Source organism: Halomonas marinisediminis, assembly GCF_004347715.1.
GTDB lineage: Bacteria > Pseudomonadota > Gammaproteobacteria > Pseudomonadales > Halomonadaceae > Halomonas > Halomonas icarae.
Genome location: NZ_SLTR01000402.1, coordinates 1 through 277 on the forward strand (window position 1 = coordinate 1; position 277 = coordinate 277).

A 277-nucleotide genomic window follows, 5' to 3' on the forward strand; every position below is an offset into this window, starting at 1 on the left:
TTCTGATATATTCCGCAGCTGTTTAGGCTATTTTTGGCAGAAACGCTAAAGCCGCCGTAAGGTTATGTTTTTAGGATACTTAATGCTTCCAGGAAGGGAGCGTTTACGCGGGCTGGGCGATTAAGGTGATTTTAGATGACGCAAAACCCCTCCAATTACGTGGAAGTCAGGGGGCTTACCTTCGCCAGAGGCGACAGGCTTATCTACGATAACGTAGACATCGATATACCCAAAGGCAAGGTCACCACCATCATGGGGCCCAGCGGTACGGGTAAGA

The 277-nt window shown here is 49.1% G+C and carries 1 pseudogene; it reads left to right on the forward strand.

From position 1 onward, the window contains the following. Positions 1 to 135: 135 nt before the first annotated feature. Positions 136 to 277: pseudogene (locus E0702_RS20845) on the forward strand (phospholipid ABC transporter ATP-binding protein MlaF); the annotation flags it as partial.